This window comes from Sphingobium sp. TomTYG72 (assembly GCF_055394715.1).
The window spans coordinates 375,264-387,603 of the sequence record NZ_AP027337.1; the positions used below are offsets into that span (position 1 = coordinate 375,264).

Here is a 12,340-nt window from a genome sequence, read left to right on the forward strand (position 1 = left end):
GCGGGGGCGCGCCACAAGGACGTTGGGTTAGAGGTCGAGAAGCAACAGCGGTGACCGCGCCCGTGAACAGCAGGGGGTGAACAGCTTTCCTTCATCCCGTTCTTCATCGGTCAGATAGCTGTCCCGATGGTCGGGCACGCCGTCCAGCACAGCGGTGACGCAGGTGCCGCACACGCCTTGTTCGCAACTGACCGGCACGTCGATCCCCGCGTCAGCCAGAATGCTGGCAACCGACGTACCGGGCGCGATCGTAAAGGTCGCGCCCGTGCTGGCAATGCACACATCGAAGGGCTGGTCGCCTGCCTGTACCAGCGGTTCGGCGGCTTCGAACAGTTCGCGATGGATGTTGGTATCCGCCCAGCCAAGCCGCTGAGCCTCGTCCCGCACGGCGTTCATGAAGCCTGCCGGCCCGCACACATAAACATGGGTGTCCGCGCGGGGCGACCCGAGCGCTGCTGCCGGCTCGAAGCGGGGCGCTCCGTCATGGCGGCTGAAATAGGTGCGTCCGCCCACCGCCTCGACTGCATCGCCAAACCCAGCGCTTTCGGGCGTCCGGCAACAATAATGAAGATCGAAGGACTTCCCTTGGCTCGCCAGTGTAGCCGCCATGGACATGATCGGCGTGATGCCGATGCCGCCACCGATCAACACATGTCGGCTGCCTCCTTGGGCGAGCGCAAACAGGTTGCGCGGCGTGCCGACGCTCACCTGCCGCCCTGGGTGGAAGGCGTCATGCACTCGGATAGACCCGCCCCGCGATTGTGGTTCGCGCAGCACCGCGATCTGGTAGCGGTGCCGCTCCGCGGGATCGTTGCAGAGCGAATATTGCCGCACCAGTCCATCATCCACCGCCACGTCGATGTGTGCGCCTGCGCTAAAGGGCGGCAGCTCACCGCCATCAGCACGCGCGAAGTCGATCCGCACGATGTCCGGGGCTAGCAGAGTCCGCCCGGTGATTTCGAGCGCCAGCCCGTCAATCAGCTTCGCCATGGTCAGCCTCAAACCACCGGTTCGACCGGCAGGCGCGTACCGGCCTTGCGCCTCAGCAAGTCAAGGGGTGCTTCTGCGCCGGGCTGAGGCAGGGCGCCTTCGGCCTCATCGGCGATCAATTTCTTCATGATGCGGCGGGCGCGGGTTGCCGCGACGTCGGCTGACGCCATCACCGGTCCCATCTCATCGAGCGTCCGGGTGCCCATCATGCGTTGCTGTTCTTCCAGGATCGGCTTGTCCTGCCCGACGAAGGCGATCTCGATCGCGGCGCGCCACAGTTCGTCCACCGCCGGATCGTCAACCTTGTAGTTGCGGGCGAAGGACCAGAAATACCAGCTGGAGGTCGCATCCTTGGGCGTCAACAGGTCGCATCCATAGAGCCAGACGCCCTCATCCCGCGTCTTGCCCACCGGCGTCACGCCAACGTCGAGCAACAGGTTGCCCGGTGGGTCCCAGCGCATATAGGCCCAGTGATCGACATTTTCGGCATAATTGTCGAAGGCGGCGGCCCAGGCGGGCGCCGCCGCTCCGTCATGCGCCCAGCGGTTGGACCAGACCGTGGTGCCGCTTTGCAGCGTTTCCAGCTTGCTGCGGGTCAGCGCTTCGCTGTTCAAAACGCCTTCATGCACAAATTCGGCATGGGTCAGGTCGAGCAGGTTGTCGCTGATCAGCTCATAGTTGGCCGCGACCTCCATCATGCCTTCGATGCGGCGGAAGGACGGGTGATTGTTGCAGGAAAAATCGGGGATCGTGCTTTCGTCGGCATGATCCGCATCGCCGAGCCACAGCCAGATCATGTCGTAGCGTTCAACCACGGCATAGCGCTTCACCCGCATCTTCGCCGGGATGATGCCGTCGATCAGCGGCGTTCGGGTGCAGCCACCGGAGGTGCCGAAACGGAAGCCATGATAACCGCACTGGACATCATCGCCGATCAGCTTTCCGGCGCTTAGCGGGGCAAAGCGGTGCGGGCAGACATTGCCGAGAGCGACTGGATCGCCATTTTCCGCGCGGTAGAAGACAATCGATTCATTGCAGATCTGACGTTCCAGCAGGGCGCGTCCGATCTCGCTGCTCCAGGCGGCTACATACCAGCAATTCTTAAGGAACATCTGCCTCTCCGCATTGTGTCAGCCCATCGGCGGGGCCGTTTTTCGCTGTCAGGATAGATCGGCGCGTCCGGGCTTGCGCGGACAGGAGAGCACAAAAGTTGGGACTAGGAAGCAGTGCCTTGAGGTGGTTTCGGCTGTAAACTAATCGACAGCCATTTCCTCGGGCCAGTAAAGCCGGGTGGGATTGGCGACGAGCAGACTATGCTGGAGGCTGGCGGTGGGCGCGATGCGCGGGATCATGTCGACCAGCGCGCCGTCGTCGGGAATTGCCTTTTCCATGTTCGGGTGCGGCCAATCGGTGCCCCAAAGCACGCGGGTCGGATAATCTGCAACCAGAGGAGCGACGGTCCTTGCGAAATCGTCCCACGGGGGACCTTGCGGGTCCAACCGATCGGGACATGTGACCTTGGTCCAGATGTCGTCCCTGCTGTCGAGCAGGGTGCGAAAAGCGCGCATGTCGATGCCGTCCGGCCCTTGGGTGACGTCCGGACGGCCCATGTGATCTATGACGATGAGGGTGGGAATGGCGTCCAGGAAAGGGCGTAGTTCTTCCAGAAGGTCGGGTTCAAAATAGACGACCACATGCCATCCAAGCGGCTGGATGCGGCGGGCGACTTCGAGGAATTTGTCCTTTGGCGCATCATCGACGAGGCGCTTGAGGAAGTTGAACCGCACTCCGCGAATGCCGCCTTCGTGCAGCGTTTCAAGTTCTGCGTCGCTGATTTCCGGATCGACCACCGCCACTCCGCGCGCCATGCCGTTTGACTGCGCTATCGCGTTCAAAGTCGCGGCATTATCCGTTCCGTGACAACTTGCCTGGACGATGACGTTGCGGGAGAATCCCAGCCTGTCCCGAAGCGCGAAGAGCATATCCGGCCCTGCGTCTTCTGGAAGATATTTTGCCTTGGGACTGAATGGAAATCGCGCCATTGGGCCAAAGACATGGCAATGCGCATCGACCGCGCCCGGGGGTGGCGTGAAGCGAGGGGCTGACGGATTGGAGTGCCAGCTAACAACACGATCCGTCATGCAAAAATCTCTCCGTCCATCAGCTTTCGAGCGGTGCGCAGCAAGGCGGCGCTGACGACCTGGCCCTGATCGTCCAGTTCCATGACGCAGGTGGTTTCGCCTGTGGGATGCTCTACCGAAAGGCTTTTGATCCTGCCATCGGGAATGGCGGCAAGCTCTGTCGCTGGCGTGCCTTCAATGAGGCAGGCGGTGGCGACGCTGACCGCGCCCAGCACGCCGATGGAGGCGTGGGCGCGATGGGGAATGAAGCTGCGCACCGTGATCGCGCCGCCGTGGCGCGGGGGTGCTACCAGCATCATCTTGGGTACGGATTTTTCCTTTACATCGCCAAGGTTCATCCGTTCTCCAACGGCGAGACGGATTTTCTCGATGCGAGCCTTCAGGGCGGTGTCCTTGTCCAACGCGTCGCGATCTTCATAGCCGGTGATGCCCAAGTCCTGCGCCTTCATGACGACGCAAGGCATCCCGTTGTCGATCAGGGTGACGCGAACGCCCTCGATCTCGTCAAAGGCATTGTCAGTCGGCAGCAAGGCGCCGCAGGACGAACCGGCAGTTTCGCGGAATTCCAGCGGGATAGGGGCAGCGGTGCCGGGGACCCCGTCGATCTTCGCGTCGCCGTCATAATGGACGATACGGTTCGGGGTTTGCACGGTCGCAATCGCGGTCTGGCCGGTATTTTCCATGTAGATGGCGACGCGGGTCTCTCCATCCCGTGCCTCGACAAGGCCGCGTTCGATAGCGAAAGGGCCGACGCCAGCGAGGATGTTGCCGCAGTTTTGTGCGTCGGTGACAATGGCTTGGTCAACGAAGACCTGGAGAAAGAGATAGTCGACATCCACGCCGGGCCGCGCCGACTTTTTGACGACGGCTACCTTGCTGGTCAGCGGATCGGCGCCGCCCATGCCGTCGATCTGCCGGGGATCGGGTGAACCCATGATGCGCAGCAGGAAGCTGTCACGGGCAGCAGGGTCGGCGGGCAAATCATCGGCGAGGAAATAGCCGCCCTTTGACGTGCCGCCGCGCATCCACATGACACGGGCCGAGTCAGACATATTTGAGGCCCATTTCTTCAAGGCGCGGGCGCATGTTGTAGATGTCGAGCCCGAGTTCGCCAGCGGCGAGGCGAACACGCTTGGCTTCTTCGGCGGCTTCGCGGGCTTGGGCTTTTTCGAGGACAGCGGCGGCGTTGGCGCGTGGGACGATGCAGACGCCGTCATCGTCTGCGATGATGATGTCGCTTGGGTTGACGAGGGCATTGGCGCAGACGACCGGGATGTTCACGCTGCCGAGCGTCGCCTTTATCGTGCCTTGGGCATGGACGGCCTTTGACCAGACGGGGAAGTTCATTTGGGTGAGGTCGCGGATGTCGCGGACGCCTGCGTCGATGACTAGGCCGCGACAGCCTCGCGCCTGGGCTGAGGTTGCGAGGAGGTCGCCGAAATAGCCGTCGGTGCAGGGACTGGTGGGCGCGAGGAGGAGGATGTCGCCTTCGCGGAGCTGTTCGATCGCGACGTGGATCATCCAGTTGTCGCCGGGAGGAGCAGAGATGGTGACGGCGCTGCCTGCAATGCGGGCGCCGGGATAGATGGGGCGCATATAGGGAGCGAGGAGTCCGGTGCGGCCCTGGGATTCGTGGACGGTGGCGACGCCGCAATGGGCGAGGGCGTCGATGGTGGAAAGGTCCGCCCGGTCGATATTCTGGACGACGATGCCGGACATGCGATTTGCTCCTTTGGCGAAAGCATGAAGGAAGTGGCGAGAAAAAACGGGTTGAACAAGTTTGAACTGTGTCATTATTATTAGTTTTTGCTAAGTGTTCGTGATGACACCTGATCAGTTCAATATCCGGCACCTGTCTGCCGTCGCCGCCGTGGTCGCTCAAGGGACCGTCAGTCTGGCGGCGCGTGCCGTCAATCTGACGCAGCCTGCGGTGACTCAGGGGATCGCCAAGCTGGAGGCGCAGCTGGGCCTGCCGCTGTTCGAGCGGCACCCCGGCGGCATGACGCCGACGGAAGCGGCGGTGAGGCTTGCGCCCCGACTGGAAGCGGCGTTGCGGCTGATCGGCAGCAACCGGGCGACGGCGGCGCAAATCCGGGCCTTTGTCGCGCTGGCGCGGGCGGGGAGCTATGCGGCGGCGGCGACCGAGGCAGGCGTGACAGAGCCGTCGCTGCATCGGGCGGTGGGCGACCTTGGCCTCGCGATGGGATACAGGCTGGCGGAGCGGCGTGGCCGGGGCGTGGCGTTGACGAATGCGGGGGCGGCGCTGGCGCGACGGCTGAGGCTGGCGCTGGCGGAACTGCGGTCGGGGCTGGAAGAGATCGAGGCGCTGAAAGGGCAGGAGAGCGGGCGCGTCGTCGTGGGCGCGATGCCGCTGTCTCGCGCAAGGCTGCTGCCCCGCGTGATCAGCCGGTTTCGGCGCGAGTTCCCGCAGGTGCATATCAGCGTCCATGAAGGATCACATGCCGAACTGGTCGGCCCGTTGCGCGATGGCGAGGTGGACATGATGATCGGCGCGCTGCGTGATGCGTCGGTCGGGCAGGACCTGGTGCAAAAGCCGCTGTTCGAGGACCGGCCGACGATCATGGCGCGGGCCGGGCATCCGCTGGCGGGGGGATGGGACGCGGACGCTCTACGGCGTTTCCCATGGATATTGCCGCCGGAAGGGACGCCGTTGCGGCAGTTGTGGCGGGAGATGGTGGAGACGCTGGGCGGCGAATTGCCTGCCGTGCCGATCGAATGCGGATCGGTGATGACGATCCGCGAGCTGCTGGTGAACGGCGATTACCTGACGATGCTATCGCAAGATCAACTGGCGCTGGAGCTTAACGCCGGGTTGGTGATCGACATCGGTCCCGCGCCCGGCGCGATCAGCCGCATGATCGGGCTGACCACCAGAACGGATTGGCGCCCGACACGATTGCAACACTGTTTCATGGCAGCGATAGATCAGGAGGTCGAAAACATAAGTTCGTAAAAACTTATGAAGCCGCCGGGGATTCGATTGGCGGGGCCGATAGGGATCGGCCATCCCTTGGCAAATGGAGCAGGAAGTCGGTCTGATCGGATTTGGCGAGGCGGGTTCGACCTTTGCATTGGCAGGGGGCTGGGCCGCGCGGGCGCATATATTCGACAGCAAGACTGAAGATGCGGCGGCGCGTGACGCGATGATCGCCAGCTATGCGGACGCCCATGTGCTGGGCGCGCGCTTTCTGGAAGATGCGCTTTCCGGCGTGGGATTGGTGATTTCGTTGGTGACGGCGGATCAGGCACTGGCGGTGGCCGAAGCGGCGGCGGAGTGTATCGCGCCCGGCGCTATCTATTGCGACATGAACAGCGTGGCGCCGCAGACGAAGCAGGAAGCGGCGCGGACGATCGAGGCGGCAGGCGGACGATATGTCGATGTTGCGATCATGGCGCCGGTTCGCCCGGCGGCGCTGTCCGTCCCGTTGCTGTTGAGCGGGGGAATGGCGGAAGAGGCCGCAACGCGGTTGCAAGCGTTGGGCTTTACCAATGTGCGGGTTGTCGGTGACGCGGTGGGCCGTGCGTCCGCGATCAAGATGATCCGGTCGGTGATGGTCAAGGGACTGGAGGCGCTGACAGCGGAATGCGTGCTGGCGGCGGAGGCGGCGGGCGTGCGCGACGAGGTGCTGGCGTCGCTCGATGCGAGCGAGAAGGCGCGGCCTTGGGGCGAGCGGGCGGACTATAATCTGGAACGGATGCTGGTTCATGGGCTGCGCCGTGCGGCGGAGATGGAAGAGGTTGTGAAGACGCTGGAGGCGCTGGGCACCGGGGCTGCGATGACGCGCGGGACGGTGGAGCGGCAGCGGGCGATTGGGGCGCTGGGCGTGGAGGTGGTGCCCGAGGGGTTGAGCGGGAAGCTTGGGGTGGTTTTGGCGCGGGGTGAGGATGTGGCCGGTGATGGTTGTGGGATTGCGGCTTGAAGGGGTGGAATTCTCGAGGGCTCTTAGCGGGCGCTATTAACGAGGTCTCGTCATCCCAGCGAAAGCTGGGATCTCAGGCGGGCGAGGTTCGACCTGGGGGCACGAGATCCCAGCTTTCGCTGGGATGACGGGAGTTAGGCGATGGCGCTTCCCCCCTTCGTCACCCCGGACTTGATCCGGGGTCTCGCTGACTTGGCGGGACGTCGATGAAGGGAAAGCGGGACCCCGGGTCAGGCCCGGGGTGACGAGCTTGGTAGGGGCAGAATGAGGCGTGAGATTCCAGCTTTCGCTGGGATGACGAGGTGCCGGATGACGGCGATGTATGAATGCTGTGATTGAAGGACTGAGAGACGAATGAGCCTGATTATCGACTGCCATGGCCATTATACGGTGCTCCCCAAGGGGCATGATGCCTGGCGGGAAGAGCAGAAGGCGGCGTTCAAGGCGGGCGTTGCTGCGCCGCCTTATCCGGACATCAGCGATGATGAAATTCGCGACACGATCGAGTCCAATCAGTTGCGCCTCATCAAGGAACGAGGCGCGGACCTGACGATCTTTTCCCCGCGTGCTTCGGCGATGGCGCCGCATGTTGGGGATGCGGAGGTCGCCCGGGAATGGGCGATGCGGTGCAATGACCTGATCGCGCGGGTGGTGGGGTTGTACCCCGAGACTTTCGCTGGCGTGTGCATGCTGCCGCAGTCGCCCAAGGCAGACATGGGCAACAGCATTGCCGAGCTGGAACGGTGCGTCACGCAGTTGGGCTTTATCGGGTGCAACCTTAATCCCGATCCCGGCGGCGGGCATTTTGAGCATCCGCCGCTGACGGATCGTTACTGGTATCCCTTTTACGAGAAGATGGTCGAGCTGGAGGTTCCGGCGATGATCCATGTGTCGGGCAGCTGCAACCCGGCGATGCATGCGACCGGCGGCTATTATATCGCGGCGGACACGATCGCCTTCATGCAGTTGCTGGAGGGCGACCTGTTCGCGGATTTCCCGACATTGCGCTTCATCATTCCGCATGGCGGCGGCGGGGTGCCCTATCATTGGGGGCGGTATCGGGGCCTTGCCGACATGTTGAAGAAGCCGAACCTCGACACGCATCTGATGAACAACATCTTTTTCGACACATGCGTTTATCATCAGCCGGGCGTCGATTTGCTGGCCGATGTGATCGACAACAAGAATATCCTTTTTGGGTCCGAGATGGTTGGCGCGGTGCGCGGGATCGATCCGACGACCGGCCATTATTTCGATGATACCAAGCGCTATGTCGATGCGCTGGATATCAGCGATGCGGAACGACACGCGATATTCGAGGGCAATGCTCGCCGTGTTTTCCCGCGTCTGGATGCGCAGCTGAAGGCGCGCGGGTTGTGAGCTACCGTACCCCCCTTGCAGCCCCTTGGGGGGTGGGTCCATCTCCCGTCCTTGCTGTGGAAGGACGGGGCGGGAGATGGATTTTTCTTTGTCTGGAGAACCGCCGATGAGCGTTGATATCCATGAATATCTGGCCGAGTTCGACGATATCCCCGGCACGCGCGTCTATACCGGAAAGCGCGCGCGGCAGGGTTATTGGATGAACCAGTTCGCGATGAGCCTGATGAAAGGCGATAATCGCGAACGGTGGAAGGCGGACGAGCGCGCCTATCTGAACGAATGGCCGATGACCGAAGATCAGCGGCAGGCGATTTTGGATCGCGACTATAATCGTTGCCTGGATTTGGGGGGCAATATCTATTTCCTGGCCAAGGTGTTTTCGACCGACGGCATGTCATTCTTGCAGGCGGTAGGAACGATGACGGGCATGAGCACGGAAGAGTATCAGGCCATGATGGTCGCCGGAGGGCGATCACCAGAGGGCCAGCGTTCGATAAGGGAGAAACGTTGATGGCCCGCATTACCGCTGGCGTAGGGACCAGCCATGTGCCGGCGATCGGCGCCGCGATGGACAATGGGAAAGTGGGCGAACCCTATTGGGCGCCCGTGTTCGCCGGATATGACTGGTCGCGCCAATGGATCGCGCAGGAAAAGCCGGACGTCGTCATACTGGTTTATAACGACCATGCGTCCGCCTTCGACATGAAGATCATACCGACCTTCGCGATCGGCTGTGCCGACCGGTACGGGATTTGCGACGAAGGATGGGGGCCGCGCCCGGTGCCGGACGTGGAGGGGCATGCGGACCTTGCCTGGCATATCGCGCAGAGCCTGATCCTGGACGAGTTCGACATGACCATCATCAACGAGATGGACGTCGATCATGGGCTGACCGTGCCGATGAGCCTGCTGTTCGGGCAGCCCGACAAATGGCCGGTCAAGGTCGTCCCGCTTGCCGTCAACGTCGTCACCTACCCGCCGCCATCGGGCAATCGCTGCTGGTTGTTGGGTGAGGCGATCGCGCGGGCGGTGGAAAGTTTCCCCGAGGATCTGAACGTGCAGGTGTGGGGCACGGGCGGGATGAGCCATCAGTTGCAGGGGCCACGCGCGGGTCTGATCAACGCCGAATGGGACAATCGCTTCCTGGACCTGTTAAGTGCCGAAGATAATGGGCAGTTGCGCGCCATCCCGCATATCGAATATCTGCGGGAAACCGGATCGGAGGGGATCGAGATGGTGATGTGGCTGATCATGCGCGGTGCGCTGGGCAAGAAGGTCACGCCGCTGCATCGCCATTATCATGTTCCCGCATCCAATACGGCGGTCGGGCATTTGGTGTTGAAACCCGACGATTCATAACGACAATCGAAGGGATGGATCATGGCGCGCGCCGACATCGAGGATGCATTGGTTAGGCTGGAGCAGGTGCATAAGCAACTGGGTGCGCTATCCACCGGTGCGGAGCCGGGCTGGGAAAAGCAATATTTGCAGGCTCGGCGGGCGTTGCAGGAAGAGATCAACCGATTGTGCCAGGCGGATGCGCAGCTGAACCTGTCCGATGAGGATAGTCGCCGGTTCCGCGATGCCTTTGGCAAGTTCCGCACGGCGACGGCGTTGCACCAGGCGGATTGGCCGGTCGTCGAAATCGACCGGCAGAACCCGGCATACAGTCAGTCCGCAGCCAATGTGGGGCAGACTTATCAGCAATTCATGACGGTGATGCGCGCGCTGATGCAGCGATAGCCAGAGCGCGCGGCCAGTAAGATGAGGAGTTAGTATATGAGAATCGCGCTGGCCGGTGCGGGGGCTTTTGGTGAAAAGCATCTGGATGGCTTGAAGAATATCGACGGTGTGACCGTCACCTCGCTGGTCGGGCGAAATCTGGAGCCGACGCAGGCGATCGCGGCGAAATATGGGATCGGGCATGCGACGACTGAGCTCGCCGAGACGCTGGCGCGCGATGATGTCGATGCGGTGATCCTGTGCACGCCGACGCAGATGCATGCGGAACAGGCGATCGCCTGCATGGATGCGGGCAAGCATGTTCAGGTCGAGATACCGCTGGCCGACAGTTGGGGCGATGCGTTGGCGGTGCTGGCCAAGCAGCAGGAGACGGGGCTGACCTGCATGGTTGGGCATACGCGGCGCTTCAACCCGAGCCACCAATGGGTGCATCAGCAGGTCAAGGCGGGCGAGTTCAACGTCCAGCAGATGGACGTGCAGACCTATTTCTTCCGGCGCAAGAACATCAATGCGAAGGGTGAGGCGCGGTCGTGGACCGACCATCTGTTGTGGCACCATGCGGCGCACACGGTGGACCTGTTCGCCTATCAGGCGGGGCGGATCGTGGACGCGCATGCGATGCAGGGGCCGATCCATCGCGAGCTTGGTATTGCCATGGACATGTCGATCCAGCTGAAGAGCGAGAGCGGGGCGATCTGTACGCTTTCGCTTAGCTTCAATAATGACGGGCCGCTGGGGACCTTCTTTCGCTATATCGGCGACACGGGCACCTATATCGCGCGCTACGATGATCTGGTGAACGGCAAGGAAGAGCCGATCGACGTGTCCAAGGTGGACGTGTCGATGAACGGGATCGAGCTTCAGGACCGCGAATTTGTGAGCGCGATCCGGGAGGGGCGGGAGGCTAATTCGAGCGTGGCGAAGGTGTTCGACTGCTATCGGGTGCTTGGGGAGCTGGAGAAGCAGTTGGAGTGAGAAGCGGCGGAATCACTGGGGGCCGCCATTGCCGGCCCCGGCTTTCTCTGCGGCCAGTCTTTCCTCGATGATGCGGCGGCCAAGCGCCAGGCCGTTATCGGCGATGATGAACGCCATTTGATCCCCGGCGCTGCGGTTGACCTCGCCCTGTTGCGCTTCGATCATTAGCCGGTCCTCTTCGAAGCCTTCGGCTATGCGAGCGGCGAGTTTCGCCGTGAATTCGCGGTCGCCGATGTTGAAGTTATGGGCATAGCTCCAGAAGAAGTGGCTGTTCTGTTCGTCCTCGGGCGTGACGATCTGCGTCGCGCGGAACTGCATCGCCTCGCTGACGCGCTGGCCTTCGGGGGCGCCGCTGCCTGCAGGGGCGCTGCCCGAATCCATCAGGAACACATTGCCCGGGATGTGCAATTCATAAATATGCCAGCGATCGACGGGGCCTTCGAACGTGTTGAAGCCCTTAAGATAAGGGGCGATGCCCGGCTCCCCCAAATACCAGCGGGTCAGCCGCACCTTGTCGGCATCCCGCTCGATCTTGGGGCGAATATGGGCGATCGTCGCTGAACCGCCCAGCGTATTTTCATGCACATAGGTCAAATGGGAAAAGTCGAGGAGATTATCCAGGATCAGACGGTAATCGGCCTTGTAATGTATATATGCCGGAATGGACGCCCAGGCCGGATCGTCCTGATAATGGCAGTCGGGGATGAGGTTGGGATCGGCCTTTGCCGGGTCGCCCATCCATATCCATACCTGTTTGTACCGTTCGACCGTCGGGTAGCTGCGCACATTGGTGTTGGGGCTGACCCCCTTTCGGCCGGGTTCCTCGATGCATTTTCCATCGGCGTCGAACAACAGGCCATGATACATGCAGCGTACGCAGTCGCCTTCCCGCCGCCCTATCGACAGTGGAGCGAAGCGGTGGCTGCATCGATCCCGAATGGCGGCCACCTTGCCGCCCGTCGTGCGGAAGAACAGGATGTTGTCGCCGAGCAACCTGCGCGACATCATCGACGTCACGTCCAGTTCGTGGCTCCATGCGCCGACATACCATGCGTCGCGAATGAACATCCTGTCTCTCCTTCAATCCTTGCCCCAACATGGCATTTAAGAAGGAGCACGGCGCTGGTGACGTGCGAAAAGCTTTGGCCATTTACTCAAAAATCGAATAGG

At 62.1% G+C, this 12,340-nt stretch carries 13 protein-coding genes; 7 read left to right on the forward strand and 6 right to left on the reverse strand.

Going from position 1 to position 12,340, the window contains the following annotated elements; translation table 11 throughout:
* Positions 1-27: 27 nt before the first annotated feature.
* The 5 genes from ACZ5U1_RS15135 to ligK all read right to left on the reverse strand — a co-directional run bounded on the left by ACZ5U1_RS15135 (position 28) and on the right by ligK (position 4,850).
* Positions 28-990 (reverse strand): PDR/VanB family oxidoreductase, encoded by a 963-nt coding sequence (locus tag ACZ5U1_RS15135; RefSeq protein WP_464780711.1) that lies wholly within the window; start codon positions 988-990, stop codon positions 28-30.
* 8 nt (positions 991-998) lie between these two features.
* Positions 999-2,102: a Rieske 2Fe-2S domain-containing protein gene (locus tag ACZ5U1_RS15140; RefSeq protein WP_464780712.1), complete on the reverse strand. Its 1,104-nt coding sequence runs from the start codon at positions 2,100-2,102 to the stop codon at positions 999-1,001.
* Positions 2,103-2,243: 141 nt separating this feature from the next.
* On the reverse strand, positions 2,244-3,131 hold the full coding sequence (locus tag ACZ5U1_RS15145; RefSeq protein ID WP_464780713.1) for an amidohydrolase family protein: 888 nt from the start codon (positions 3,129-3,131) through the stop codon (positions 2,244-2,246).
* Entirely contained in the window at positions 3,128-4,183 is a 1,056-nt protein-coding gene (locus ACZ5U1_RS15150; RefSeq protein ID WP_464780714.1) for a 4-oxalomesaconate tautomerase, read from the reverse strand. Before ACZ5U1_RS15150 ends, ACZ5U1_RS15145 begins: the two co-directional genes overlap by 4 nt.
* A complete protein-coding gene (ligK, locus tag ACZ5U1_RS15155) occupies positions 4,176-4,850 on the reverse strand; it encodes a 4-carboxy-4-hydroxy-2-oxoadipate aldolase/oxaloacetate decarboxylase (protein WP_464780715.1) in 675 nt (224 codons plus the stop codon). The genes ACZ5U1_RS15150 and ligK overlap by 8 nt, the downstream gene beginning before the upstream one ends.
* Before the next feature lie 103 nt (positions 4,851-4,953).
* Here ligK and ACZ5U1_RS15160 point away from each other — a divergent pair, with 103 nt between their 5' ends.
* The 7 genes from ACZ5U1_RS15160 to ACZ5U1_RS15190 all read left to right on the forward strand — a co-directional run bounded on the left by ACZ5U1_RS15160 (position 4,954) and on the right by ACZ5U1_RS15190 (position 11,170).
* Entirely contained in the window at positions 4,954-6,105 is a 1,152-nt protein-coding gene (locus tag ACZ5U1_RS15160; RefSeq protein ID WP_464780716.1) for a LysR substrate-binding domain-containing protein, read from the forward strand.
* Between the two features lie 64 nt (positions 6,106-6,169).
* Positions 6,170-7,072, forward strand: a complete 903-nt coding sequence (locus tag ACZ5U1_RS15165) for an NAD(P)-dependent oxidoreductase (protein ID WP_464780717.1) — start codon at positions 6,170-6,172, stop codon at positions 7,070-7,072.
* Positions 7,073-7,426: 354 nt separating this feature from the next.
* Positions 7,427-8,452, forward strand: coding sequence for an amidohydrolase family protein (locus ACZ5U1_RS15170; RefSeq protein WP_464780718.1), 1,026 nt, complete (start codon positions 7,427-7,429; stop codon positions 8,450-8,452).
* Positions 8,453-8,558: 106 nt separating this feature from the next.
* Positions 8,559-8,963, forward strand: a complete 405-nt coding sequence (ligA, locus tag ACZ5U1_RS15175) for a protocatechuate 4,5-dioxygenase subunit alpha (protein WP_464772535.1) — start codon at positions 8,559-8,561, stop codon at positions 8,961-8,963.
* On the forward strand, positions 8,963-9,811 hold the full coding sequence (locus ACZ5U1_RS15180) for a class III extradiol dioxygenase subunit beta (RefSeq protein ID WP_464780719.1): 849 nt from the start codon (positions 8,963-8,965) through the stop codon (positions 9,809-9,811). Before ligA ends, ACZ5U1_RS15180 begins: the two co-directional genes overlap by 1 nt.
* 21 nt (positions 9,812-9,832) lie before the next feature.
* Complete coding sequence (locus tag ACZ5U1_RS15185; protein WP_464780720.1) at positions 9,833-10,195, forward strand: hypothetical protein; 363 nt, start codon at positions 9,833-9,835, stop codon at positions 10,193-10,195.
* A 36-nt stretch (positions 10,196-10,231) separates the two neighbouring features.
* Entirely contained in the window at positions 10,232-11,170 is a 939-nt protein-coding gene (locus ACZ5U1_RS15190; protein ID WP_464780721.1) for a Gfo/Idh/MocA family oxidoreductase, read from the forward strand.
* Between the two features lie 12 nt (positions 11,171-11,182).
* Here the strand turns inward: ACZ5U1_RS15190 and ACZ5U1_RS15195 are convergent, their stop codons facing one another.
* A complete protein-coding gene (locus ACZ5U1_RS15195) occupies positions 11,183-12,238 on the reverse strand; it encodes a Rieske 2Fe-2S domain-containing protein (RefSeq protein ID WP_464780722.1) in 1,056 nt (351 codons plus the stop codon).
* Positions 12,239-12,340: the final 102 nt, after the last annotated feature.